The organism is Nonomuraea maritima, from assembly GCF_900100395.1.
GTDB classification, from domain to species: domain Bacteria; phylum Actinomycetota; class Actinomycetes; order Streptosporangiales; family Streptosporangiaceae; genus Nonomuraea; species Nonomuraea maritima.
In genome coordinates this window covers 141,500-166,199 of sequence record NZ_FNFB01000008.1, presented here as the reverse complement: position 1 = coordinate 166,199, position 24,700 = coordinate 141,500, and the positions used below count along the sequence as shown (strand labels likewise).

Genomic DNA, 24,700 nt, shown 5'->3' with positions numbered 1-24,700 from the left:
CCTATCTGTCCAGATTCGCCGTCAGGTCTGCGAGCTCGTACGTCACACCGCCGGGCGTTATCTCGACCTCGGTGGCCGACAGGGAGCCGAAGACGCGGCCGTCGGGCAGCTCTCGCCGGACGATGAGCGCCTCGGGCCGCTCGGACGGTTCCTGCGCGAGGAGCGGCCACCAGTCGTCCGCGTCGCGGAAGCGCGGCAGGTGCGCCATGACGCGCGCGCTGGACGGGTCGAGGCCGGAGTTGACCACCATGCTGGTGCCGTCGGGCAGGTCGGTGGCGGTCAGGCGCTCGCCGTCCCAGCTGAACAGCCGCACCCCCGTCAGGTCGGCGAGCACCAGGTGGAACGGGTCGTAGCAGGTCAGGTCACCCGCGGGCGGCTCGCCCGTGGACGCGGCCCGCAGCGCGAGGTCGCCCCGCGAGACCTTGCGGGTGTCGGGGGCGGGGGTGCCGTGGCCGTTGAGCAGCGCCGCGGCGCGGCGGGCCGCCGGGTTGACGGCGAGCCACGTGCCGCCGGCCTTGAGGTCGCGCCCGCCGATCACGCCGGGGTGCTCGGGCCAGTGCTCACCCAGCCCTTCCCAGGGCCGGTCGGTGAACTCGTCTCGCACTCCGAGCAGGGTGAGCGGCGACCCGGTCCGCACGATGAGCGTGCACATGGGGCAAAGAGTAATCTACGGTCGGGACGCATCAGACGGGGGGCCAAGGTACGGCAGGCCACCCCTCCGACGGGTACGGATGCACACCGGTGTCGAGCAGTCTTCTGACCCGCCGCCAGGTGGCCTCGACCTCGGCCAGCGTCAGCAGCTCGCGCAGCCGCCGCCCCAGGGAGCCCGACTCGAGGTCGCTCTCGAGCTTGAGCAGCACCGCCACCGCCTCGCGGGCGAGCGGCTTGCCGCGCCACTGCCACAGCACGGTGCGCAGTTTGTCCTCGACGGAGAAGCAGACCCCGTGGTCGACGCCGTACACGTGGCCGGTGGGCAGCGGCAGCAGGTGGCCGCCCTTGCGGTCGGCGTTGTTGACCACCGCGTCGAACACCGTCATGCGGCGCACCACCGGGTTGCGGCTCTTGACCAGCCGCATGAGGTCGATCTCGCGCTCGGTGTCGATCCACAGCTGCACCATGCCGGGACCGAAGGGGCCCTCGCGGTAGACGGTGGGCGGCACGATGCGCCAGCCGGTCGCCTGGGAGACCTCGAACGCGGCCACCTCGCGCGCGGCGAGGGTGCCGTCGGGGAAGTCCCACAGCGGGCGCTCGCCCCGTACGGGCTTGTAGACGCACGCGGCCTTGCGGTCGCCGAGCGTGACCGAACAGTAGAGCGTCATGTTGGTCGCCTCGACGAGGCGGCCCGCGACCTCGAGGGTGCCGTCGCGCAGCAGCGCGAGCGCCTCGTCGTCACGCATGGTCGTCGGCGGGGTGGGGGGCTTGATGGCCGGTTCGCTCTCGGGAGCGGTCATGAAGCCGCCTCACCCCCACGGTAGCCGTTGAGCCGGACGCAGACGTGCCCGGCCGCGTCTAGCGGCTGGCCGCACAGAGGGCAGGGCGGCCTGCCCGCGGCCACGATCTGGAGTGCGCGCTGGGTGAACGCGCGGGCGGCGCCGGCGCTGATGCGCACGCGCAGCACCGCGGGGTCGGCGGTGTCGTCGTCCTCGTCGTCCTCGTCACCGACGATCTCCTGCGCCTCTATCACCACCTGCGACTTCTCGGCGTCCCAGGCCAGCGCCATGGTGCCCACCCGGAAGTCTTCCGACAGCGGCAGGTCGAGCGGAGCGTCGTCGGTGAGGTCGGCCGGAGCCAGCGCGGGCACGTGGGCGGCGCCACCGCTGAGGCGCAGCACCTCGTCGAGCAGTTCGTCCAGCCTGCCCGCCAGCGCCGCGACCTGCAACTTCTCCAGCGCCACCGTGGTCAGTCTGCCCTCGGCCCTGGCCTGCAGAAAGAAGTGCCGCGCGCCCGGCTGCCCCAGGGCGCCGGCGACGAACCTCTCCGGTGGGTCGTAGTCGAAGACCGGCATAGCCTGACCTTACGTGGTTCCGGATCCACCGCCGACGGCGGCATCGCTCCCGGTGATGTTTTCTCCCCCGTCTTTCTCCTCCGAATCCTCGGGGAGCCGCAATTCCCCCATATCGTTTATCCTGAGAACAAAGGGGCGCAAGGGGGCATAGCGGATCACGGTGAGCGCCGCCGGATCAGCAGTTATCCGTTGAAAGTGATCGAGATGGAGCCCCAGCGCGTCGGCCACGATCGCCTTGATCACGTCGCCGTGACTGCAGACCAGGTAGACAGCCTTCTCCCCCAGACGTCGATTCCAATCCCGGACCGCGGACACCGCCCGGTGCTGCATCTCGGCCAGCGACTCGCCGTCGGGGAACGTCGCCGCGCTCGGGTGCGCCTGCACGACCTGCCACAGCGGGTCCTTGGCCAGTTCCTTGAGCGGCCGGCCGGTCCATGAGCCGTAGCCGCACTCGATGAAGCGCTCGTCGGTCTGGACCTCGAGCGCGCGACCGTCCGATACCGCCTGCGCCGTTTCCCGGCAGCGCTCCAGCGGACTGGAGACAATGGCGTCGAGGCCGACGTCCGCGATGCGCCCCGCGAGCGCGGCGGCCTGTGCCCTGCCCGCGTCACTCAGGTGCACTCCGGGGGTGCGGCCGGCGAGTACCGGTCCGGTGAGGTCCGTCAGCCCGTGGCGGGCCAGAAGCAACGTCGTCACCCCGCAAGTGTCGCAGGCGTCGATAACGCCGATTCATCGGCCCGGACGGTACCCTGGCGGGATCATGGAGCAGCGCTATGTCGGCCACAGCGGCCTGTCGGTGTCCCGGCTGGGGCTCGGCACGATGACCTGGGGCCGTGACACCGACGCGGAGGAGGCCGCCGCCCAGCTCCGCACCTTCCTCGACGCGGGCGGCACCCTCGTCGACACGGCCGACGTCTACACCGGCGGCGACGCCGAGCGGCTGCTCGGCCGGATGCTGCGCGACTCCGTACCGCGCTCCGAGCTCGTCATCTCGACCAAGGCCGTGGTGACGCCGGCCGGTCGCCGGCCGCGCGACGCCTCCCGCCGCCACCTGATCGCCGCGATCGACGACTCACTCAACCGCCTCGGGCTCGACTACGTCGACCTGTGGCAGCTGCACACCTACGACGACGAGGTGCCGCTGGAGGAGACGATGGGCGCGCTCGACGCGATCGTCTCCTCGGGCCGCGCGGTATACGCGGGCGTGTGCGACTACTCCGGCTGGCAGCTGGCCGCCGCCTCGGTCACCCAGAAGTCGGTGCCCGGCCGCATCCCGATCACCTCGGCGCAGACCGAGTACTCCCTGCTGGCCCGCGAACCCGAGCGCGAGCTGCTGCCCGCCGCCAACCACCTCGGCGTCGGCGTGCTGGCCTGGTCGCCGCTGGGCCGGGGTGTGCTGACCGGCAAGTACCGCACGGGCGTCCCCGCCGACTCGCGGGCCGCGACGCCGCACTTCGCCGACTTCGTCCGGCCCTACCTCGACGAGCGCAGCCGCCGGGTCGTCGAGTCGGTCATGACCGCGGCCGACGGTCTCGGGGTGTCTCCGCTGGCGGTGGCCCTGTCATGGGTGCGCGACCAGCCCGGCGTCGCCTCGGCCATCGTCGGCGCGCGTACGCACGCGCAGCTCAAGGGGGTGCTGCCGGCCGAGGAGGTCGTGCTGCCCCGGGAGATCCGGGAGGCGCTCGACGATGTGTCGTCCCTCGACTGACAGCGAACGAGATTTTCTCTCGCGTATCACTAGTCGATACCGAATCGCAACGTTACCCGCCAAACGCCTGCCTCTGGCGTGCGTTGTCCGTAAAGATTTCACTTGGAGGCGACGCAGGGGGGAATGGATGGGGAGCAGGACCGCGATCTCGGCGGGAGTCCTCGCGGTGGCGCTGGCAGCTGTCCCGATGGGCGCGCCGGCCGCGTCCGCACAGGACTGCACGCGCGACGGCGGGCTCCTCTCGGGCGTGACCAACACCTTGTGCGACGTCGTCGGCGTGGTCACCGGTACGGTCGACACGCTGACCGGCGGCACCACCGAGAAGCTCACCGAAGGCGTCGACAAGACCACGGACGAGGTGCTGGGCCGCGTCGGCGAGGTCGTCCCGACGACCCGTCCCTCCACGAGCCGTTCCGCCGACCCGGCCGACCGCGGCGCGCGGGACGAGCCGTCCGAGGTCGCGACGTCCGAACGCGCCAGGCCGACCACCTCGCTCCTGCCGGACGACCTGGCCGGCATCTGCCTGCCGGTGATCTCCTGCGTCGAGGACGAGCTCGAGACGACGCCGCGGCCCGAGGCCACTCCCCCGGCCGAGCGCACACAGCGCCCCGAGCGGCGGGACGAGAGCGAACGCGAACGTGAGCGTGACGAGGCCGCAGTGGTTCCGTCGGTCACGAGCCGGCCGGAGAACCGGCCGCAGACGGTGGACACCCCGCGCCCGGTGACGAAGAAGCGGGCCGACCCCGAGGAGCCGCGGGTCGAGCTGCTGTGGCCGAACCCGTTCGCGCACGAGCTCGCGGTGCCGATGGAGGACCGCCGGGTCGTGCGCCCCACCCCGCCGGCCACCGACGTGCTCGGCACGGTGCTGACGATCGCGCTGCTGGGCTCCGCGGTGCTGGCCGCCCGCATCGTGCAGCAGCGCCGGGCCCGTACGGAGCCGTCGGAGTCGATCCCGTTCGAGCCGGCCCGCGCCGGCGGCGGGCGGCACCGCCTCGCCTGACCGGCGCCCGCCCACGCGGGCGCCGGACATGAGGTGTTACGTCAGGAGCCGATGGCGTGGACGCCGCCGTCGACGTGGACGATCTCGCCCGTCGTGGCGGGGAACCAGTCGGACATCAGGGCCACGCACGCCTTGGCCGTCGGCAGCGTGTCGGCGAGGTCCCAGCCGAGCGGGGCCTTCTCCGGCCAGCTGTCCTCGAACTCCTGGAAGCCGGGGATCGACTTGGCCGCCATGGTGCGCAGCGGGCCCGCCGCGACCAGGTTGACGCGGATGTTGTGCTTGCCGAGGTCGCGGGCGAGGTAACGGCTGCACGACTCGAGGCCGGCCTTGGCCACGCCCATCCAGTCGTAGACGGGCCACGCCTTGGAGGCGTCGAAGTCGAGGCCGACGACGGCGCCGCCCTCCTTCATGAGCGGCAGGCAGGCCACGGCCAGCGACTTGAAGGAGTAGGTGGAGACCTGCAGCGCGGTGGCGACGTCGTCCCACGGGGTGTTGAGGAAGTTGCCGCCGAGCGCGGTCTGCGGGGCGAAGCCGATCGAGTGGACCACGCCGTCGAGCCCGTCGAGGTGCTCGCCGACCCGGTCGGCCAGCGTGTCGAGGTGGTCGGTGTTCTGGACGTCGAGCTCGAGCACCGGCGCCGGCTCCGGCAGCCGCTTGGCGATCCGCTCGACCAGGCTCAGCCGGCCGAACCCGGTCAGGACGACCGTGGCGCCCTCTTCCTGGGCCAGCTTGGCCACCGAGAACGCGATCGAGGCGTCGGTCAGGACGCCGGTGACGAGAATGCGCTTGCCTTCGAGAATGCCCACGTCAGTGCCCCATTCCGAGTCCGCCGTCGACCGGGATCACGGCGCCGGTGATGTAGGAGGCGTCGTCACTGGCCAGGAACCGGACGACGCGTGCGATCTCCGCGGGGGCCGCCTGCCGCCCGAGCGGGATGTTGGCCACGATGGCCTCCTGGTCGAGGCCGGCCGTCATGTCGGTGGCCACGAAGCCGGGCGAGACGACGTTGGCCGTGATGTTGCGCGAGCCGTACTCGCGCGCCAGCGAGCGGGCGAAGCCGACGAGGCCCGCCTTGGAGGCGGCGTAGTTGGTCTGACCGGCCTGGCCGCTCAGGCCGACGACGGAGGAGATAAGGATGATGCGGCCGCGCTTGAGCTTCATCATGGGCCGGATGGCCCGCTTGGCGACGCGGTAGGCGCCGGTGAGGTTGGCGTCGATGACCTCGGTGAAGGTCTCTTCCTTCATCATCGCCAGCAGGGTGTCCTTGGTCATGCCGGCGTTGGACACCAGCACCTCGACCGGGCCCTGCTCGGCCTCGACCTTGTCGAAGGCCGCCTCGACGTCGGCCGTGCTGGTGACGTCGCAGCGCACGCCGAACAGGCCCTCGGGAGGCTCCCCTGATCGGTAGGTGACGGCGACGGCGTCGCCGGCCGCGGCGAGTTCACGGGCGATCGCGAGGCCTATGCCGCGATTGCCCCCGGTGACGAGTACAGAGCGTGCCATGAGACATGACGCTATCTGCTACCGGCGAGTATGCGCTTGTCCGGGTGGTACAAGATCACAGGGTTAGGATCGTGGACATGCGCCAGATCGATCCCGATTTCCTGGAGCTGCCGCTGCGGCAGCTCGCGGACGCCGCCCTGCAACGCGCACGCGACCTCGGCGCCGAACACGCCGACTTCCGCCTCGAACGCGTACGCGCCGAGACCCTGAGTCTCTACGATGCCCGGCTCGAAGGAGCCATGGACGCCGACGACCTGGGCTACGCCGTGCGCGTCGTCAAGGGCGGCACGTGGGGGTTCGCCGCCGGCATCCACCTGACGCCCGAGGCCGCCGCGAGGGTGGCCGAGCAGGCGGTGCGGGTGGCCGAGGTGAGCGCCCCGATCAACCGCGAGCGGATCGAGCTGGCGCCCGAGCCGGTGCACGCCGACGCGGTGTGGGTGTCGGAGTACGACGTCGACCCGTTCGAGGTGGCGCAGGCCGACAAGGTGGGCCTGCTGGCCGAGTGGTCGGCCGGCCTGCTGAAGGGCGCCGACCACGTCTCGGCCCGGCTGCTGCAGGTCAAGGAGCAGAAGTTCTACGCCGACACGGTCGGCACGACGACCACTCAGCAGCGGGTGCGGGTGCACCCGGCGCTCAACGCGATGAAGGCCGCCGAGAGCGGCTTCGACGACATGTCGACGATCGCGCCGCCGGTCGGCCGCGGCTACGAGTACCTGACCGGCACGGGCTGGGACTGGCAGGGCGAGCTGGCCCGGCTGCCCGAACTGCTGGCCGAGAAGCTGGCCGCGCCGTCGATCGAGGCGGGCGACTACGACCTCGTGGTCGACCCGTCCAACCTGTGGCTGACGATCCACGAGTCGATCGGCCACGCGACGGAGCTCGACCGCGCCCTCGGCTACGAGGCCGCCTACGCGGGCACCAGCTTCGCCACGTTCGACCAGCTGGGCGAGCTGGTGTACGGCTCGCCGGTGATGAACGTGACCGGCGACCGCACGGTCACCCACGGGCTGGCCACGATCGGCTACGACGACGAGGGCGTGCAGGGGCAGAGCTTCGACATCATCCGCGACGGCGTCCTGGTGGGCTACCAGCTCGACCGGCGGATGGCGCTGATGAAGGGGTTCGGCCGCTCCAACGGGTGCGCCTTCGCCGACTCGCCCGGCCACATGCCGATCCAGCGCATGGCCAACGTGTCGCTGGCGCCGGCGCCCGGCGGCCCCTCGACCGACGAGCTGATCGCGGGCGTCGAGCGGGGCCTGTACATCGTCGGCGACAAGAGCTGGTCGATCGACATGCAGAGGTACAACTTCCAGTTCACGGGCCAGCGCGCGTACAAGATCACGAACGGGCGGCTGGACGGGCAGGTCAGGGACTTCGCCTACCAGGCGACGACCACCGACTTCTGGCGGTCGATGGAGGCGGTCGGCGGGCCGCGGACGTACGTGCTGGGCGGCGCGTTCAACTGCGGCAAGGGCCAGCCGGGGCAGGTCGCCCCGGTGAGCCACGGCTGTCCGTCGGCGCTGTTCAGGGGCGTGCGGATACTCAACACGGTGCAGGAGGGCGGGAAATGAGCGGGGTTTCTGTGCAGACCTCCGCGCAGGAGACGGTGGAGCGGGCGCTCGAGCTGTCGCGCAACGACGGCTGCGTGGTCCTGGTGGACGAGGGGTCCACGGCCAACCTGCGCTTCGCCGGCAACACGCTGACCACCAACGGGGTGTCCCGGTCCTCGCGGCTGACGGTGATCTCGATCGCGGGGCAGGGCGTGGGGGTCGTGTCGCGCGCCGCCGTACGTCCCGATCAGCTGGCCGACGTGGTGGCGGCGGCCGACGCCGCCGCGCGCGCCGCCCAGCCGTCCGAGGACGCCCGCCCGCTGGTCGAGGCCGGGCCCGCGTCGCCGCACTGGGACGACGAGGTACGGCCGACCGACATCGGGGTGTTCGAGGCGTTCGCGCCCGCGCTCGGCGACGCGTTCACCGCGGCCGAGGCGGGCGACAGGAAGCTGTACGGCTACGCCGAGCACTCCCTGACCTCGACGTTCCTCGGCACGTCGACGGGCGTGCGGCTGCGCCACGACCAGCCGACCGGGCGGCTCGAGCTGAACGCCAAGTCCGGCGACCTGAAGCGCTCGGCGTGGACCGGCGTGTCCACCGAGGACTTCGCCGACGTCGACGTGGCCGCGCTCGACGCGTCGCTGGCGCAGCGCCTCGAATGGGCCAAGACGCGCATCGACCTGCCCGCCGGCCGCTACGAGACGCTGCTGCCGCCGAGCGCGGTGGCCGACCTGATGATCTACCTGTACTGGTCGTCGGGCGCGAGGGACGCGCTCGACGGGCGCTCGGTGTTCGCCAAACCGGGCGGGGGCACCCGCGTCGGCGAGCAGCTGGCCTCGCTGCCGCTGACGCTGTCGAGCGACCCGGGCGTCGACGGCATCGCGTGCGCGCCGTTCGTGACCGCGCACGCCTCCAGCCGCGACGGCTCGGTGTTCGACAACGGGCTGCCGCTGGCGCCCACCGACTGGATCAAGGACGGCCGGCTGGAGGCGCTGCTGCAGACCCGCTACTCGGCGGAGCTGAGCGGGCTGCCCGTGACGCCGGGCGTCGACAACCTGATCCTGCGCGGGCCGGGCGACGGGCCGTCGCTGGAGCAGATGATCTCCTCGACGCGGCGCGGCCTGCTCGTCACGTGCCTGTGGTACATCCGCGAGGTCGACCCGCAGACCCTGCTCCTGACCGGCCTGACCCGCGACGGCGTCTACCTCGTCGAGGACGGCGAGGTCGTGGGCGAGGTGAACAACTTCCGCTTCAACGAGAGCCCGGTCGACCTGCTGGGACGGGCGAGCGAGGCGGGCGCGAGCGAGCGGACGCTGCCGCGCGAGTGGAACGAGTACTTCCAGCGCACGGTCATGCCGGCGCTGCGGGTGCCCGACTTCAACATGTCCACGGTCAGCCAGGCGAGCTGACCGCGCCTCCACCAGGCCCCTCGGCTCCGCACCCGGAGCCGAGGGCCGGTGGACCGGTGCAGGACGCCGACGATGTCGCGGCGAGCCGCGGCGCATGCCGCTGATCAGGGCTCGTTCACCAGCTCAGGTCGCCCAGGAAACCGGTGAGTGCGGCGTTGACCTCAGCCGGCCGCTCCAGCGGCGGGAGGTGCCCGGTCGCCGGCAGGTCGAGCCGCCGGGCGTTCCTGATCTCCTCGGCCAGCAGCTCCGACACCGCCTGGATGCCAGGGACGTCCGACAGTCCGTTGATCACCAAGGTGGGGCAGCTGATCTCGCGCAGCCGGTCCTTGGCCGACAGGTGCCGCTCGGTCACCGGCGGACGGCTCCAGGAGCGCTCGAACACCCGGCGCATCATGACGAACGCCAAGTCCCACACCTCCGGATCGAGATCGTCCGATCCGCGGTCGGGCCCGGCGACCTGCCAGAGCGCATGTGCGCGGGCGAAGGCGTCGAGGTCGCCGGGAAGCACCGTGTCGGCCGTCCCGCTCCCATAACGGGCCAGCCGATCGGCGGGAACAGTGCTGTGCACCCGCTCCCGCGCCTGCGCGATCATTTCCTCCGGCCACGTATGGCCCGACAGCCCGGACGAGATCAGCACCAGCCCCGCCACCCGGTGCGGCGCCACCAACGCCGCTTCGACCGCGTGGGAGCCACCCATCGAGGTGCCCACGAGCAGCGCCCGCTGCACGCCGAGTCCGTCGAGCACGCGCAGCAGGTCCTCGTGGTGGACGAGTTCGCCCGCCGGGTCGGCCGACTCACCGTACCCGCGCCAGTCGTAGCTGATCGTCCGATGACGAGCGGACAGCTCGTCGCGCTGGTGCCGCCACATGCGCCGATCGGCGATGCCCGCGTGGACGAGCACCACCGCGGGGCCCTCACCCGTCTCGTCACAGGCCAGGCCATCGATCATCCTCACGTCGCCGAGCGTACGCGCGGATGTGCGTTTCTCCGGCCGTGTTCGCGATCGGCATACCTCAGGCCAGGGCGATCCGGCGGTGCGCGCTCTCGCAGCCTGGCCGTGCAGGGCCGTCCAGTACGCGACGACCCGGTCCGCGGCTTCGGCGATCAGGCCGATGTAGCCGTCGGGGCGGATCAGGACCCAGGTGCCGTCGCCTGCGCCGTAGCCGGTGCGGAGGTGCCCAGCGGTGTCAAGAACGGTGTCGTCCCCGACGGGTTCGCCGGGGACGGTCACGGTGTGCGCGCGCAGGGCGGGACCGTACGTGGCGTTCATGACGGCCACCGCGGGCGCGTGTGCCGCGCCGAAGGCGAGCAGCGTCCAGTGCGGGCCGCGCAGCAGGTCGAACAGCCGGATCGGACGGCCGTCGGCGGCGGTCGCGGGCGCGTCAGGGGCCCGGTCGCCGGCCGTGACGGGGCCAGGGGCGGCGCGCTCGTCGCGGGAGAGCGGGCCTTCGCGGTAGTTCAGCGCGAGCTGGTGCACCTCTGCGCCGCGTACGTGGGCGTCGTCATCGCCGCGCCGGTGCTTGTCCAGCAGTCGCGTGCTGAGCTCCAGCGCGGCGCGCGCCGCCGCCATCCGCTCGGGCTCGTAGCTGTCCAGCAGGGACGCCGGGGCGCCGGCCAGGGTCGCGGCGAGCTTCCAGCCGAGGTTGTAGCCGTCCTGGATGCCGGTGTTCATGCCCTGGCCGCCGGTCGGCGGATGCACGTGACCGGCGTCGCCGGCCAGGAGGACCCGGCCGACCATGAAGCGCTCGGCCAGCCTGCTGTTCGCCCGCCAGGTGGTGTGCCAGGTGACCTCGCGCACGCGGATCTCGGACCGGCCGGACGCCTCGATCACCTTGCGCCGTAGGTAGTCGCGGATGGGCTCGTCCTCGTCCTCGGGAGGCCGTGCGGTCACGACGAACAGGTCACTCCCGGCCAGTGGCGCGAGCATGACGCCGTCGTCGCCGGCCTGCCAGATGCGGCCGTGGCTGCGGTCGACGCCGTCCACGTGGGCGTCGGCGAAGAGCGTCGTGGTGCTCTCGTCGGTCTCGCCGGGGAACGCGACGCCGAGCCGCTTGCGGACGGTGCTGCGCCCGCCGTCCGCGCCGACCAGGTAGCGGGCGCGCACGGTGCCGGAGCTGAGGACGGCGGTCACGCCGTCGGCGTCCTGGGTGAAGCCGGTCAGCTCGGTCGCGGTCTCCACGCGCCCGCCGAGCTCGCTGAGCCGTTCGCGGAGGATCTCCTCGGTGCGGAACTGCGGCACGAACCAGGTGTTCGGGTACGGCACCGACGGCGTCGGCTCGACGGGCTCGGCCATCTGCCCCTCCCAGACCACCTGGTCGCCCCGGTAGGCGCGCAGGAGCAGGTCGAGGCCGCCGGAGGCCAGAATCGGGTCGATGACGCCGAGGTCGGCGAAGACCTCCATGGTGCGCGGCTGGATGCCGTCGGCACGCGACCCGCCGAAGAAGCGGGTGGCCCGGTCGACGATCAGGAACGCGACGCCGCGCGCCGCGAGTTCGCAGGCGAGGGTCAGCCCGGTGGGCCCCGCCCCGACGATCAGCACATCGGTTCTCGTCATGACACACACCTTTTGATCGTACTGTGTACGTATTTTTCGTACTTTGTACTAAGAACGCTAGCGGTACAGTGTACGAATGACAAGCGGCGAACTCATCTGGACGCGGCCGGAGCCCGGTGGGCGGCGGCCGAAGTTCACCCGCGCGCAGATCGCGCAGGCCGCGCTGGAGATCGCCGACGCCGAGGGGTTCGCCGCCGTCTCGATGCGGCGGATCGCCGGCGAGCTGGGCGCCGGCACCATGACGCTCTACTACTACGTCCGCACCAAGGACGAGCTGGTCGCGCTGATGGACGACGCGATCATGGGCGAGGTGCTGATCCCCTCCGACGAGCTGCCGTCCCACTGGTACGACGCGCTCTGCGCGATCGCCATCCGCACCTGGGACGTGCTGATGCGCCACCCCTGGTCGCTGCACTCCCTGCAGAACGCGCAGGCCGGCCCCAACGCCATGCGGCACTTCGAGCAGTCACTCGCCGCCCTCGCCGGCACCACGCTCGACGCGCCCGGCAAGTTCGCGCTGCTGTCCATGGTCGACGACTACGTGCACGGCAACGTGCTGCGCTCGGCCGAGGTGCAGGCGGGCGGCTCGGATACCGAGATGGCCGACGAGGTCATGCGGTTCGCGCAGGAGCAGTTCGCGAGCGGCGAGTTCCCGCACACCCAGGCGCTCTACGACGGCGGCGATCCCCAGGGGGTGTTCGGACGGCTCCTCGGCGGCCGGTCGGCGCGCGACCGGTTCTGCTACGGCCTCGCCGTCCTGCTGGACGGCGCGGCGGCCAGGATGAAACTCCCCCTGCCCGGACGCTGAGTGCCGGTCACGACGTGGCGTCAGCGAGGCGGATCGTGTGGATGCGGTCCCATCGCTGTCCGGTGACGAGACGGCCGGTGCCGTCGTCCAGGTCGTAGACCACCGACCAGCGAGTGTGTGGCTGGGCCACCTTCCGCAGCAGCTCCATCGCCTCCGTACGGCCGCCCTCGGCGAGAAGGCGGTAGCGGCGGTCGGCGAGCTTGGTGGCCCGGTCGGCGCCGGTCAGTGCGATGTTGGTGAGGTGGCGGTCGTCGACGACGTTCATCCGGCCCTCGCCGTACTCGACCACCGCCGACCTGCCCGCCCGGTCGGCGATCAGATAGTGCAGCTGCGGGCCGCCGGTGAAGTCGAGGTCGTAGCGGCGCATCAGCTCGATAGCCTCCGGCACCGTCGCCGCGCGGTCGAGGACCAGCCGGATGATCCGCAGCCCGCCCACCGTGACGTGCCCGGGCCTGCGCGCGGGCAGCTCCGCGTCCGGCGCCGCCGCGAGCCCCACGGCGAGGCCCTGGTCGTTCATGCCGTCGAACGGCGCCAGCACCGCGTGCGCGAGCCGCCGCCGGTCCTGCGGGTCGTCGAGGTCGGGCGCGCCGTGGCCGGGCTCGAACAGGTAGGAGACGTCGGCCAGCGACACCGAGGCGTGGCCGCCTGGCGGGCGGGCGTGGACGACCATCGCGGGGTTGGGGTCCCAGTCGAAGTTCCTGCCGAACTCGCCGTCGCGGTGGAACAGCGAGCACGCCCAGCCGTCGGCAGGGCGGGCCAGCTCCGCGTCGGTGAGCGGCGCCTCCGCGTCGTAGCCGCCGTGGTAGGTCATCTCGTACATCGGCAGGTCGTCCAGCCGGCGCAGGCCGGCCGTCGTCCGCGCGATCTCGACGGGCGTCTGCCGGAGCACCTCCGCCCGCGCGGCGAGCGCCGGTGCGGGCCGCTCGGCGCCTCCCGGCGCGCACGCCGGAACGGCGGCGAGGGCCAGCACCGACAACACCACGGCGACCGTACGACGCTGCATGCCCGCATTGTGCAGGCGTGAACGGGTCCTGTCACGCCCTCAGGACGGCCGCGCGCTCAGGGCGTGAGGCGCCCTCGATGCGTCAGGCGTCCCCAGGGCGTCAGGTGTCCTCGAGGCGGAAGCCCACCTTCATGCCGACCTGGTAGTGGGCGACCTCCCCCGACTCGATGTGCCCGCGGATCTGCGTCACCTCGAACCAGTCGAGGTGGCGCAGCGTCTGCGCGGCCCGGCGCAGGCCGTTGCGGATGGCGTCGTCGAGGCTCTCCCCCGACGTGCCGACGATCTCCGTCACCCGATACGTACGATCCGTCATTCTCCCCATCCTTCCTTACCGAACGGCCATGATCGCGTTACTCGGCGCCCCTTTCGGGGCGCGGTCGCGACCACCACCCCCTGGGTCTACCGTGGGATGTATGAAGGTCCGGCGCAAGAAGCAGGTCCATCAGGTGACGGACGCGCGGCCGTCGTTGTCGGACAACCTTCGCAAGCGCGAGATCAGTTATCTCATCAAGATGGGCATCCGGACGATCTGCCTGATCCTGGCGGTCGTGGTGCCCGTGCCGTGGCCGTACCGGCTGCTGTTCATCGCCGCTGCGGTCTTTTTGCCATACATAGCCGTAATCGGGGCCAATGAGAGGGGCGAACCTGCCCCTTCGCAGACTATTGAGTCACCAGAAGCTAACCAAACCGAGATACCGCTGCATCGACGCGAGATCGGGTCGTGACTAAGTCTTGACGCATCCCATGGGTTGTAGGTGTACGCTTTAGCCAAGCACTTCGGTCCCCCGTCGGAGTGCTGGTGCCGGCGTTCCGGGCCCCCGTCGGAACGCCGATGAAGCGACGCCGGGTGGTTTGCCCCCGTAACCACCCGGCGTTGCCCTTTTCCCGGCAAGGTATTGATCAACTCCTGGCCGCCTGGGCGTGTTGGATAGGGCGACTTTCCCGAAATCGTTTTCACTTTCGCCCTGCCCGGTTATTCCCAGGAAATCCTCAGGCAGGGCGTCGCCTTGACGTCGGCAGTTCGGATGAGTGCCGGCGATCAGTCAGCTTTCTCGCTCGTCCGCTCCCACTTCTGCGCCAGCTCGACCAGTCTCGCCACGGCGTCCTCGGAGGCGGTGCCCGCCCCCTGGGCGAGCCCCAGCAGGTACGCCGTCAGCGGCGCCGCCGGGCGGGCGACGTTGTGGGCGACCTCCTTCGTGAGGTCGAGGATCTTGTCGCGGTCGACCTGTGCCGGGTCGATGCCCAGTTCCTTGCAGGCCAGGGCGGTCCATTCGTTGAGCACGTGCATACGAGCCTCCTCAGGGTCGGTCATGGTGTCGTACCCACCCGGGAGCGCCCGGGCGGGGCCGGGGAGAACGCCGGTCAGCCGCCGATGGCGGACATCGGGCGGGACGGCTGCAGGAAGGACGGGTCGTCGATGCCGTGCCCCGCGCGCTTGCGCGACACGGCCAGGCGCCACCGCTCTTCGAGCTCGTCGTCGGAGGCGCCCGCACGCATCGCCGTCTTCAGGTCGGACTCCTCGGTCGCGAACAGACAGTTGCGCACCTGGCCGTCGGCCGTGAGCCTGACCCGGTCGCACGCGCCGCAGAACGGCCGCGTCACCGAGCCGATCACGCCCACGCGCGCGGGCCCGCCGTCGACGAGGAATCGCTCGGCCGGGGCGCTGCCGCGCTCTTCCAGGTCGTCGGGGACGAGGTCGAACTCGGCGGAGAGCAGCTGGAGGATCTCGTCGGCGGTCACCATGTTCTCGCGGCTCCAGCCGTGCTGGGCGTCGAGCGGCATCTGCTCGATGAAGCGCAGTTCGTACCCGTGGTCGAGGCTCCAGCGCAGCAGCGGCGCGGCCTCGTGGTCGTTGACGCCGCGCATCAGCACCGCGTTGACCTTCACCGGACGCAGGCCCGCGCGGTCGGCGGCGGCGAGGCCGTCGATCACGTCGGCATGCCGGTCGCGGTGGGCGAGCTGCTTGAACGTGGCGGGGTCGAGGGTGTCGAGCGAGACGTTGACCCGGTCGAGACCGGCCTCGGCGAGGGGCTCGGCCAGGCGTGCCAGGCCGATGCCGTTCGTGGTGAGCGACACCTGCGGCCGGGGCTCCAGCGCCGTGGTGCGGGCCACGATGTCGACCAGCTCGCGGCGCAGGAGCGGCTCGCCGCCGGTGTAGCGGACCTCTTCGATGCCGAGCCGCTCGACGCCGATCGTCACCAGCCGGACGATCTCGTCGGCCGTGAGGAGCTGCGGCTTGGGCAGCCAGTCGAGGCCCTCGGGGGGCATGCAGTACGTGCAGCGCAGGTTGCACTTGTCGGTGAGGGACACCCGCAGATCAGTCGCCACCCGTCCGAACGAGTCTCGCAACACGGGGCGTCACCTCCTCTTCAGTTGCCGGGGCGCCGAACTTCCTCGGCCGTCCCCCGGGTGAGTGCTCCTACTTCAGCCACCTCAACACATTCTCCCCTAGATCGATTCCTCTTCACCGTACGGGATGGCTCTCCGGGGCGAAACCGACCGGCCGGTGTCACGCTCGGGCCAGGGCGGCGGCCGCCCGAGCGGCCGGGTACTCACCGACCAGTTCCTCGGCGCGCGCCGAGGAAACCAGCGGGTGCCGCGTCCATGTGGGGGTCAGGGAGAGGTCCGGCGGTCGGCCGTACGGCTGGTGAGAGATCCGGCGTCGACGGTGCCAGCGAGCGCGTGGGTCCGATCACCGCCTGCGGGTCGACGTCCTGATCAGGTCGGGCTGCCGGGCTCGCGACGAATGCGCGCTTTCCCGGGGAGTGGCATCACGGTAGGGATACGGCCCGTTTTCCTGCGTAAATGTCGCCCAATGGGCGACGAAATGGCGAACGCCCGGCCGTGGTGGCCGGGCGTTCGTTTCTGCTGGTCCGGCGCCGGTCAGCGGCGGTGGCCGATGACCTTGACCCAGTCCTGGCCCGCCGAAGGGGCCAGGTGCGGGGCCCCCTGGAAGACCGCGCGCCACGTACCTGACGTGCGGGCCGTGGCGGCCGTCTTGAAGTAGCCGTTGCCGCTGGTACGGACGCTGCGGACGTACTCCCACCGGCTGCTGCCGGCGGGCTGGAAGAGGATCGAGATCCGCTTCCAGCCCAGGGTGTGCCGGCGCTCCTGCTTCTCGCACGTGTCGGCGTTGTGCACCGAGACGAAGCCGCTGATGTAGTCGCCGGCGCACTCCACCGAGAGCTTGCCCGAGAGGGTGATGGGCCGGCCCCGCCAGGCGGGCTCAGGGCTCGCGTCGAACTGGAGGCTGGTGCTGCCGCCCCTGACGTCGGGGTCGAGACCCGGGTCGGCGAGGGCGGGCGAAGAGGCGATGGCCACCATCGTGGTGCCCAAGGCGGCGGCCGCCAGCCCTGCGGCCAGACGTCGCATCATGTGCAGATTCCTTCCCCGTTCGGAAAACGCACCCCAGGCCGGGGAGCGTCCAACGCAAAGACGCGTTGTCGAACGGAAAAGTTCTGAATCTACAAATCACGATTTAGTAACACTAGATATGCGATGTCTATTTTATGGCGATTTATGCTATTTGCTTGGACTTTGAGGCGTCTGCAGCATAGTGGGTGGTTCCGGGGTAGCGGACGCGCCAGTAGCCGTCCGTGCGGCCCTTCACCGAGACGCTGAACGCGCCCGCCGCGTCCGTCGTCGTCGATCCGACCTTCTCCCAGGTCGAGGACGTGTCCGGACGCCAGAGGATCTCCAGGTCCTGCTTGGCGAAAGGCCCGTAGTCGGTCAGGCCTCGCGGGTCCACCCGCGTCAGCGAGCCGAACAGCCGGGCGTTGTCCGAACGGGCCGACTTCTCCGCGCGTACCGACGAGAGCTTGGTCTCGCGGCGCAGCTCGAACGAGGCGTACTCCTTGATGGTCGTGCCGTCCGCGCCCTTGGCGGTCGCGGTGACCGTCCAGATGCCCGCCGGGTAGTAGCGGTTGAGCCGCTTGTCCGGCAGGAACCGCCACGTCTGCCACTGGTCCGTCGCCTGGGCGGCGCGCATGCGGCCGGCCATGTGCGGCGGGACCTGCGGGTGGGCGTGCGCGTGAACGTCGGTCGCGGCGGACGCGGTGGCGGGCTGCGACACCTGCCCCTGCCAGTCGTACGTGATGGCGGACTGCGGGTTGACCGGCAGCAGCCCCGCCTGCCTGGGCCGCTTCCTGACGGCCGGCGCCTGGAGAGCCGTCGAACCCGCCGGCTGGGCGGCGGGCGCGGGGGCCTGGACGTTCGCCGAACCGGCCGACTGGACCGCGGGGGCCTGAACGGTGGCTGATCCCGGGACGCGGCGCTTGCCCTGGGCCAGCACGTGCGGCTGGGGCTGGGTCCGGCCCGGTGCCACGACGCGGGTCTGCGGGTGGCCGGGGACCTGTGCGGGCGTGTAGGCAGGCGGCTGCACCTGCTGCTGGACGGGCTGCTGGACGGGCTGCTGGACGGGCGGACTGACCGGCTGCTGCTGACCGGCGTCGGGAACCGGCGGCTTGTCGGCGAGGACCGTGGCCGGTGGGGCGCCCGGTTCCACCTCGACGGTGACGCCGTTCTTGCCGTGCGTGCCTCTGGCGATCACATCGATCACCAGGCGGACGGAGCCCTCTGGCCCGACGACGGGATCTACGGGACGTACGGTGATGGAGCGGATGGCGGGCTCGGTCGCGGTGGGTGCTGCCCAAGCGGTTGGCCCCATCGCGGGCACCGTGAGGGATCCCGCTGCGAGCGAGACAAGAAGGATGCTTCTGGTCATGATCAAGACGGTAGGAACCGGCCGGTAATGACCAAACCCCCGACACACGCCCTTCTTGGCAAAACCCTCCTTCGCAACACGCGCAACCACCCACACCACCCACCCCCAGGAGGGCCGGCGCCGCCCTCCTGACGCAGCTCACGAGACGAGCGCGTCCGCACGCCAGCCGCCCGCCCCCCCATGAGCTTGATGTCCGTCCGGGTGGGTCAGAGGTAGAGGGAGTCGAGGGAGTCGGCGTATTTCGCGTGGATGATGCGGCGTTTGAGTTTGAGGCTGGGGGTCAGTTCCTCTGTCTCGGCGGTCCACTCCGTGCCCAGCAGGGCCCACTTCTTGACCTGTTGGACCTTTGCCAGCTTGCTGTTGGCCGTCTCGACGGCGGCCTCGACCTCCTTGAGCACCTCCGGGTGCTCGGCCAGTTCGGCGAGCGACCCGTACGTGATGCCGCGCGCCTGCGCCCAGCCCGGCGCGACCTCGCCGTCGAGGGTGAGCAGCGCCACCGGGTAGGGCCGGTTGTCGCCGAACGCGAGGGCCTGGCCGACGAGCGGGTGCTCCTTGAGGTGGTTCTCGATCTCGGCGGGCGAGATGTTCTCCCCGCCCGCCGTGATGATCAGCTCCTTCTTGCGGTCGACCACCCGGTAGAAGCCGTCCTCGTCGACCGTGCCGATGTCGCCGGTGTGCAGCCAGCCCTCGTCGTCCAGGAGCTCGGCGGTCGCGTCGGGGCGGTTGACGTAGCCGCGGGTGTTGAGCGGGCTGCGGGTGAGGATCTCGCCGTCCTCGGCGATGCGGACCTCGACGCCCGGTTCTGCCCTGCCGACGGTGCCGAGGCGGTAGCAGTCGGGGCTGTTGCCGGTGAAGGCGCCGGTGGTCTCGGTCATGCCGTACACGTCGATGACCCTGAGTCCGAGGCCGGCGTAGAAACGCTGCACCTCGGCGGGCAGCGGGGCGGCGCCGGTGGCGGTCCACTCGGCGCGGTCGAAGCCGATCATGCCGCGGACGATCGACAGCAGCGACGCGTCGGCCTGCTCGTACGCCTCCCTGATCTCGGGGGTGACCGTCCGGCCGTACTGCCCGGCCTCCACGTACGCGACGCCGGCCTTCATGGCCTCGCGCACGGCCGCCTGCTGGGCCTCGGGCTGGGCGGCGAGGACGGCGAGCAGGCGGGCCATCATCTTCTCCCACACCCTCGGCACGCCGAAGAACATCATCGGCCTGACCTGTCCGAGCGTGGCGCCCAGGTTCGCCAGGTCGGTGCAGAAGTGCACGTGGGAGGCCTTGACCAGGGGCAGGTAGAGGCTGAGGATCCGCTCGGCGATGTGCGCGTAGGTGAGGTAGGAGATCTGGGTGCCGCGTACCGGCAGCGAGGTCATCCGGTCGGTGGCGGCGACCTCGTAGAAGATGTTGGTGTGGGTGAGCGGGACGCCCTTGGGCGTGCCGGTGGTGCCCGAGGTGTAGAGCACGGTGGCCACGTCGTCGGCGGTGACCGCGCGCCAGCGCTCCTCGACCGCGGCCGGGTCCTCGGCGAGCCGGCGCCGGCCCAGGTCGAGGAAGTCGTCCCAGGTCATGAAGCGCTCGTCGGCCGGGGCGCCGTCCAGCATGACGATCTTCCGCAGGCCGTCCAGCCGGTCGAGGACGGGCTGCCAGCGGGCCAGGTCGGCTGGACCGCCGAGGACGGCGTAGCGGGCGCCCACGTCGGAGGCCACGAACGCGATCTGCTCGGGCGCGAACGTCGAGTAGACGGTGCAGCCGACGCCGCCCGCGTGCACGGCGCCGAGGTCGGCAAGGACGTGCTCGCTGCGGTTCACCATCATGAGGGCCACCGACTCGCCCGGCCGTAAACCGAGCGCGGCGAACGCGGCGGCGATCTCCAGAATCCGGCCGCGCGCCTGCGCGTAGGTCAGGGTGATCCAGTCGTCGCCGTCCGGGTCGGAGTAGGCGGGTGCGTCGGGGTACTGCTCGGCCGTCTGTCTCAGCTGCTCACAGACGGTACGGCCGGAGATCTGCTGCTCGATCTCGCCGCGGACTTCGAGGACCTCGCCCATGGCACCCGCCTCCAGTCAGTATTCACTTGCATGAATGTGCCTCGCATCGCACCACAGCCCCGGGGCACCGGCAAGACCCAGTGGCGTGACAACCCGGCCGCCCGACATAAGGTGATCGAACGGATACGCGAGGTGTCGGTCGGGGGGCGGACATGCGTGACGAGACGTTCTTCGGCCATCCACGGGGGCTGGCCACACTGTTCGGCACCGAGCTGTGGGAACGGTTCTCCTGGTACGGGCTGCGGGCGATCCTCGCCACGTTCATGGCCGCCTCGCCCGCCAACCAGGGCCTCGGCATGTCGGACGTGACGGCCCAGGCGGTCGTGGGCGTCTACGGCGCGCTCATCTACCTGGTGGCCCTCCCCGGCGGCTGGATCGCCGACCGCATCCTCGGAGCGCGCAGGTCGGTGCTGTGGGGCGGGTTCGTCATCATGCTCGGCCACATCAGCATGGCGGTACCGACGTCGGGCGCGTTCTTCGTCTGGCTCGGCCTGGCGCTCATCATCGTGGGCACGGGGCTGCTCAAGCCCAACATCTCGGTGATGGTCGGCCGGCTCTACCCCGAGGGCGACGACGGCCGCAGGGACGCCGGGTTCTCGCTGTTCTATCTCGGCATCAACCTCGGCGCCTTCGTCGCGCCGCTCGTCGTCGGCTGGCTGGCGGCGGGCGGCCGCTGGCATCTCGGCTTCGGCGCGGCGGCGGTGGGCATGGCGCTGGGCCTGCTGCAGTACGTCCTGGGCGGGCGTCACCTGCACGGCGTCGGCGAGCGCCCCGGCGTGCGGCTCACGCCGGACGAGCGGCGCCGCTTCGGCCGCCTCGCGGGCCTCGGCACGGCGCTGACGGCGGCGGTGCTCGCGGCGTGGGCGGCGACGGGCACGCTCACGATCGACCGGTTCACCGTGGCGGTGACGGCCGTGATCCTCGTCGTGCCCGTGGTGTACTTCGGCTACATCATGCTGGGCAGCCACGACCTGACGGCGGACGAGCGCGTCAGGATGAAGGCCTACATCTGGCTGTTCCTCGCGGCGGCCATCTTCTGGATGATCTACGACCTGGCGCCGAGCAAGCTGCTGTTCTTCGCCCGCGACCACACCGAGCTGTCGCTGTTCGGCGTCCCGATCCAGCCCGCCACCACGCAGGCGTTCAACCCGCTGTTCATCATGATCTTCGTGCCGGTGTTCGCGGCGCTGTGGGTGAGGCTCGGCACCCGGGTGAGCACGCCGCAGAAGTTCGCGTTCGCGCTGGTCATGGTGGGGCTGAGCTTCGTGGTCATGAGCATCGCCGCCGCACTGGCCGGGACGGGCCGGGTGTCGGTGTGGTGGCTGGTGCTGGTCTATCTCGTCCAGGTGTTCGGTGAGCTGTCACTGAGCCCGGTCGGGCTGTCGGTGACGACGAAGCTGGCGCCGGAGGCGTTCAAGGGGCAGATGCTCGGCCTGTGGTTCATCGCGGTCTCGGTGGGCGACGCGGTGGGCGGGCAGACCGGGCGGCTCGCCGAGGTGCTGTCCGACCCGGCGTACTATCTGCTGCTGGCCGTGCTCGCGGTCGTGGCGGGCGGCGCGCTGTTCATGTTCACGAAGAAGTTGCGGGTGATGATGGCCGAGCACCACGAACCCGCCCTGATGTAGACAATTCACACGTGCTGTATCTCCTCGACCTCGCCGGCGTCTTCGTCTTCGCCCTGTCAGGTGCCCTCATGGGCGTGCGCAAACGACTCGACGTCGTCGGCATGGGCGTCCTCGCCGGGATGACCTCGCTCGGCGGCGGCCTCGTGCGCGACCTCATACTCAACGTCCGCCCCGCCGCCTTCCAGAGCACGGGGTACGTGCTCGTGCCGCTCGCCGCCACGGTGATCGTCTTCTTCTTCCATCCGCACGTCGCCCGCGTGATGCCGGCCATCCTCGTGCTGGACGCGGCCGGGCTCGGCCTGTTCTGCGCCGTCGGCACGCAGAAGGCCATGGAGTACGGGCTGAGCCCGCTGCACGCGGTGCTCTGTGGGGTCCTCACGGCGGTGGGCGGCGGCATGATCCGCGACGTCCTGGCCGGGGAGATCCCGACGCTGCTGTACGACCGGCAGCTCTACGCCGTGCCGGCCCTGGTGGGGTCGGCGCTGATGGCGGGCCTGCACCTGTACGGCGTGACCGGCTGGCAGGCGACGCTGGCGGCGGCCCTGCTGGCGTTCGGGCTGCGCATCACCGCCATGCGCCGCAAGTGGCGGGCGCCGCTGGCGAGGGGCCTCACCGAGTGACCCGTCACACGACGGCGACCAGCGGGTCGGGGTCGCGGGACGCGCCCGCAGGGCCTCCGTCGCGGGCCGCGCGGATCCGGCCGACCGCCTCCGTCAGCACCTGTGGCGGCAGCGTGTACGGCATCCGCAGGTAGCCTTCCAGCGTGCCCTCGGGGCCGAACCACGGGCCCGGCGCGAGGCGTACGCCGTGGGCGGCCGCGGCGTCGGCGAGCGGGGTGGCGGCGCCGGAGCCCAGGCGGACCCACAGGGTGCCCCCGCCGCCTGGCACGGTGAACGTCCACTCGGGCAGGTGCTCGCGCAGCGCGCCGACGAGCGCGTCGCGCGAGGCGCGCATGGTGCGGCGGCGTTCGGCGCGGGTCGTCTCCAGCCGGTCGAACAGCCGCGCGACGACCAACTGCTCCAGCACGGGGCTCGCGATGTCGACCGACGCGCGGAACAGGGCGAGGCGGCGGGCGAGCGCGGCGGTGGCGCGGATCCAGCCGATGCGCAGCCCGCCCCACCACAGCTTGCCTGCCGAGCCGATGCTGATCACCCGGCCGTCGGTGTCGAAGGCCGCCGCCGGCGCGTGCGGGGGGACGTCGTCCAGCGCGAGCTCGGCCCAGGTCTCGTCCACCAGCACGACGGTGTCGGCGCGCCGGGCGGCCTCGACGACGGCCGCGCGGACGGGGTCCGGCATGAGGGCGCCGGTCGGGTTGTGGAAGTCGGGCATGAGGTAGGCGAGGCGGGCCCCGGACTGCCGCAGCGCACCGGCGACCAGGTCGGGCTGCCAGCCGTCGTGCGAGATCCCGACCGGGACGATGCGGGCGCCGCGCCTGCGGGCCGCGTCGATGGCGTGCGGGTAGGTCGGCGACTCCACGAGGACGGGGTCGCCTGGGCCGGCGAGCAGGCCGAACAGGAGCTGGATGGCGAGCTGCGAACCGGTCGTGACGACGATCTGCTCCGGCCTGGTGGCCACTCCCCTCGCGGTGTAGCGCGCGGCGATGCGTTCGCGCAGCGGCGGCAGGCCGAGCGGGTCGTAGCCGTTGCCCATGGCGTACCGCGGCAGGTCCTCGGCCGCCACCTCCGCGAGGACGGCGGGCAGCGCCGACGGCGCCGCGGGGGCGGCGGTGTGCAGCGGGATCAGCCCGTCGCCGGTGCCGTGCCACGGGTTGTCGGACGTGGTGGCGGGGTCGGGCAGGGCCGTCCAGCTGCCCGAGCCGCGCCTGCTCTGCAGGTAGCCGCGCTCGCGCAGCAGGTCGTAGGCCGCGGTGACGGTGGTGCGGCTGACGCCGAGGCTCTCGGCGAGGTTGCGTTCGGCGGGCATGCGCACGCGTACGGGGAGCTGGCCGTCGAGGACCAGCGCGCGCACGCTGTCGGCCAGGGCGCGGTAGTAGGGCCGCGCCTCGGGGTCGACGCTCACCAGACGTGCCACTTGTGCCGCCGACATGTGCCTCATAAAGCCACTTTTCTGGATTGGCCCTGGTTTTGGCAACTTTGGCCATGCCACTGTGAGGCCACCATGAGCGAAACTACAGTCCCCCTGCCACGTTCCCTTCCCGTCCGGCTGACCCGCCTTTACGGCGGCCTCGCGCTCTACGGCCTCGGCATCGCCCTCCAGGTCGAGTCGAGCCTCGGCAACGGACCGTGGGACGTCTTCCACCAGGGCCTCGGGCTGCGGCTCGGGCTGTCGATCGGCACCGTCATCATCGTGGTCGGCGCCCTGGTGATGCTGCTGTGGATCCCGCTGAGGCAGCGGCCCGGGTTCGGCACCCTCAGCAACGTCGTGTTCGTCGGCCTGTTCGCCGACGCCTGGATCGCCCTGCTGCCCACGCCGGGGCACCTGGTCCTCCAGTCCGCGTACGTGGCGCTCGCCGTGACGTCCATCGCCCTGGCGACCCTCCTGTACATCGGCGCCGGGATGGGCGCGGGGCCGCGCGACGGCATCATGACCGGCCTGGTGCGGCTCGGCCTGTCGGTGCGGCTCGCGCGCTCCCTCATGGAGGTCACCGTGCTGGCCGCGGGCTGGCTGCTCGGCGGCAGAATCGGCGTGGGGACGCTGGTCTTCGCGCTGGCCATCGGACCGCTGACCCAGGTCTTCACCCGGTGGTTCCCGCTGCGGTGAGGCCCGCGGCCGGGCCCGGCATGACGCGACATGATCGGATCCGGCCGCGGGA

The 24,700-nt window shown here is 71.4% G+C and carries 24 protein-coding genes; 9 read left to right on the top strand and 15 right to left on the bottom strand.

Annotated features, from left to right (window positions below):
• Window position 1 precedes the first annotated feature (1 nt).
• Genes BLR04_RS16395 through BLR04_RS16380 form a run of 4 tightly spaced genes read right to left on the bottom strand, consistent with a single transcriptional unit; the run spans window position 2 to window position 2,701 of the window.
• Window positions 2–652 (bottom strand): NRDE family protein, encoded by a 651-nt coding sequence (locus tag BLR04_RS16395; protein WP_090765238.1) that lies wholly within the window; start codon window positions 650–652, stop codon window positions 2–4.
• Between the two features lie 31 nt (window positions 653–683).
• Window positions 684–1,451 (bottom strand): SCO1664 family protein, encoded by a 768-nt coding sequence (locus BLR04_RS16390; RefSeq protein WP_090765236.1) that lies wholly within the window; start codon window positions 1,449–1,451, stop codon window positions 684–686.
• On the bottom strand, window positions 1,448–2,005 hold the full coding sequence (locus BLR04_RS16385) for a DUF3090 domain-containing protein (protein ID WP_090765233.1): 558 nt from the start codon (window positions 2,003–2,005) through the stop codon (window positions 1,448–1,450). The genes BLR04_RS16390 and BLR04_RS16385 overlap by 4 nt, the downstream gene beginning before the upstream one ends.
• 9 nt (window positions 2,006–2,014) lie before the next feature.
• On the bottom strand, window positions 2,015–2,701 hold the full coding sequence (locus BLR04_RS16380; RefSeq protein ID WP_090765230.1) for an MSMEG_4193 family putative phosphomutase: 687 nt from the start codon (window positions 2,699–2,701) through the stop codon (window positions 2,015–2,017).
• Window positions 2,702–2,765: 64 nt separating this feature from the next.
• Here BLR04_RS16380 and BLR04_RS16375 point away from each other — a divergent pair, with 64 nt between their 5' ends.
• Both BLR04_RS16375 and BLR04_RS16370 read left to right on the top strand, forming a co-directional pair.
• On the top strand, window positions 2,766–3,713 hold the full coding sequence (locus tag BLR04_RS16375) for an aldo/keto reductase (protein WP_090765227.1): 948 nt from the start codon (window positions 2,766–2,768) through the stop codon (window positions 3,711–3,713).
• A gap of 127 nt (window positions 3,714–3,840) precedes the next feature.
• Window positions 3,841–4,713, top strand: a complete 873-nt coding sequence (locus tag BLR04_RS16370; protein WP_090765224.1) for a hypothetical protein — start codon at window positions 3,841–3,843, stop codon at window positions 4,711–4,713.
• 41 nt (window positions 4,714–4,754) lie between these two features.
• On the opposite strand, the gene fabI is transcribed toward BLR04_RS16370, so the two are convergent.
• Both fabI and fabG read right to left on the bottom strand, forming a co-directional pair.
• Complete coding sequence (fabI, locus tag BLR04_RS16365; protein WP_090765221.1) at window positions 4,755–5,519, bottom strand: enoyl-ACP reductase FabI; 765 nt, start codon at window positions 5,517–5,519, stop codon at window positions 4,755–4,757.
• A 1-nt stretch (window position 5,520) separates the two neighbouring features.
• On the bottom strand, window positions 5,521–6,216 hold the full coding sequence (gene fabG, locus BLR04_RS16360; protein WP_090765217.1) for a 3-oxoacyl-ACP reductase FabG: 696 nt from the start codon (window positions 6,214–6,216) through the stop codon (window positions 5,521–5,523).
• A gap of 77 nt (window positions 6,217–6,293) precedes the next feature.
• Between fabG and BLR04_RS16355 the strand changes: the two genes are divergently transcribed.
• On the top strand, window positions 6,294–7,787 hold the full coding sequence (locus BLR04_RS16355) for a TldD/PmbA family protein (protein ID WP_090765214.1): 1,494 nt from the start codon (window positions 6,294–6,296) through the stop codon (window positions 7,785–7,787).
• Window positions 7,784–9,175, top strand: a complete 1,392-nt coding sequence (locus tag BLR04_RS16350) for a metallopeptidase TldD-related protein (RefSeq protein WP_090765211.1) — start codon at window positions 7,784–7,786, stop codon at window positions 9,173–9,175. Before BLR04_RS16355 ends, BLR04_RS16350 begins: the two co-directional genes overlap by 4 nt.
• 115 nt (window positions 9,176–9,290) lie before the next feature.
• Here the strand turns inward: BLR04_RS16350 and BLR04_RS41340 are convergent, their stop codons facing one another.
• The gene (locus BLR04_RS41340) at window positions 9,291–11,729 is read right to left on the bottom strand and encodes an alpha/beta fold hydrolase (RefSeq protein WP_218128995.1); all 2,439 of its coding nucleotides are present in this window, start codon (window positions 11,727–11,729) and stop codon (window positions 9,291–9,293) included.
• Between the two features lie 76 nt (window positions 11,730–11,805).
• On the opposite strand from BLR04_RS41340, the gene BLR04_RS16335 reads away from it, so the two are divergent.
• A complete protein-coding gene (locus tag BLR04_RS16335) occupies window positions 11,806–12,537 on the top strand; it encodes a TetR/AcrR family transcriptional regulator (RefSeq protein WP_090765208.1) in 732 nt (243 codons plus the stop codon).
• Between the two features lie 7 nt (window positions 12,538–12,544).
• Here BLR04_RS16335 and BLR04_RS16330 read toward each other — a convergent pair whose 3' ends face one another.
• Together BLR04_RS16330 and BLR04_RS16325 are read right to left on the bottom strand one after the other, a co-directional pair.
• Window positions 12,545–13,540: a linear amide C-N hydrolase gene (locus BLR04_RS16330; protein ID WP_090765205.1), complete on the bottom strand. Its 996-nt coding sequence runs from the start codon at window positions 13,538–13,540 to the stop codon at window positions 12,545–12,547.
• A gap of 100 nt (window positions 13,541–13,640) precedes the next feature.
• On the bottom strand, window positions 13,641–13,853 hold the full coding sequence (locus BLR04_RS16325) for a dodecin (RefSeq protein WP_090765203.1): 213 nt from the start codon (window positions 13,851–13,853) through the stop codon (window positions 13,641–13,643).
• Window positions 13,854–13,953: 100 nt separating this feature from the next.
• Here BLR04_RS16325 and BLR04_RS16320 point away from each other — a divergent pair, with 100 nt between their 5' ends.
• Entirely contained in the window at window positions 13,954–14,265 is a 312-nt protein-coding gene (locus BLR04_RS16320) for a DUF3099 domain-containing protein (RefSeq protein ID WP_090765201.1), read from the top strand.
• Window positions 14,266–14,579: 314 nt separating this feature from the next.
• Here the strand turns inward: BLR04_RS16320 and BLR04_RS16315 are convergent, their stop codons facing one another.
• The 5 genes from BLR04_RS16315 to BLR04_RS16295 form a co-directional block, all read right to left on the bottom strand.
• Entirely contained in the window at window positions 14,580–14,828 is a 249-nt protein-coding gene (locus BLR04_RS16315) for a DUF6457 domain-containing protein (RefSeq protein WP_090765199.1), read from the bottom strand.
• Window positions 14,829–14,902: 74 nt separating this feature from the next.
• On the bottom strand, window positions 14,903–15,892 hold the full coding sequence (gene moaA, locus BLR04_RS16310) for a GTP 3',8-cyclase MoaA (RefSeq protein WP_090765196.1): 990 nt from the start codon (window positions 15,890–15,892) through the stop codon (window positions 14,903–14,905).
• Between the two features lie 531 nt (window positions 15,893–16,423).
• Window positions 16,424–16,915, bottom strand: a complete 492-nt coding sequence (locus BLR04_RS16305) for a hypothetical protein (protein WP_090765193.1) — start codon at window positions 16,913–16,915, stop codon at window positions 16,424–16,426.
• 142 nt (window positions 16,916–17,057) lie between these two features.
• Window positions 17,058–18,263: a hypothetical protein gene (locus tag BLR04_RS16300; RefSeq protein WP_143022065.1), complete on the bottom strand. Its 1,206-nt coding sequence runs from the start codon at window positions 18,261–18,263 to the stop codon at window positions 17,058–17,060.
• Between the two features lie 206 nt (window positions 18,264–18,469).
• Entirely contained in the window at window positions 18,470–20,302 is a 1,833-nt protein-coding gene (locus tag BLR04_RS16295; RefSeq protein WP_090765187.1) for an AMP-dependent synthetase/ligase, read from the bottom strand.
• A gap of 152 nt (window positions 20,303–20,454) precedes the next feature.
• Here BLR04_RS16295 and BLR04_RS16290 point away from each other — a divergent pair, with 152 nt between their 5' ends.
• Together BLR04_RS16290 and BLR04_RS16285 are read left to right on the top strand one after the other, a co-directional pair.
• Complete coding sequence (locus BLR04_RS16290; protein ID WP_090765184.1) at window positions 20,455–21,927, top strand: peptide MFS transporter; 1,473 nt, start codon at window positions 20,455–20,457, stop codon at window positions 21,925–21,927.
• Between the two features lie 11 nt (window positions 21,928–21,938).
• Window positions 21,939–22,547, top strand: a complete 609-nt coding sequence (locus BLR04_RS16285) for a trimeric intracellular cation channel family protein (protein WP_090765181.1) — start codon at window positions 21,939–21,941, stop codon at window positions 22,545–22,547.
• A 4-nt stretch (window positions 22,548–22,551) separates the two neighbouring features.
• Here BLR04_RS16285 and yczR read toward each other — a convergent pair whose 3' ends face one another.
• Window positions 22,552–23,982: a MocR-like transcription factor YczR gene (gene yczR / locus BLR04_RS16280; protein WP_090765176.1), complete on the bottom strand. Its 1,431-nt coding sequence runs from the start codon at window positions 23,980–23,982 to the stop codon at window positions 22,552–22,554.
• 63 nt (window positions 23,983–24,045) lie between these two features.
• Here yczR and yczE point away from each other — a divergent pair, with 63 nt between their 5' ends.
• Window positions 24,046–24,648, top strand: a complete 603-nt coding sequence (gene yczE / locus BLR04_RS16275) for a membrane protein YczE (RefSeq protein WP_090765174.1) — start codon at window positions 24,046–24,048, stop codon at window positions 24,646–24,648.
• Window positions 24,649–24,700: the final 52 nt, after the last annotated feature.